The following is a 230-nucleotide window of genomic DNA, read 5'->3' on the forward strand; positions in this document are numbered from 1 at the left end:
CCGCGAGGTCCTCCAGGGCGTGGGTGGGAGGAACGACCGCGACGAAGGGCCCCACGACATCGTCACCGCGCCGTCCGCGTCGTCCCAGACGCGTCCGGCGCCTCCGACGCATCCGAGGCGTCCGGCGCCTCGAACGCCGCGCCGGAGGCCAGCAGGCCCTCGACGTCGGGCACCCCCCACGCGGCGAGGGCGGCGCGCGTGTCTGCACCTGTCTCTTATACACATCTCCG

General features: G+C 74.3%; 1 protein-coding gene. It reads left to right on the plus strand.

Annotated features, from left to right (window positions below):
* Positions 1-23: 23 nt before the first annotated feature.
* Positions 24-230 (plus strand): hypothetical protein (locus tag ACR9ZK_RS23850; protein WP_481344375.1); only part of this gene is annotated, 207 nt, incomplete at its 3' end.

Source organism: Monashia sp. HAY1-5C (assembly GCF_056755255.1).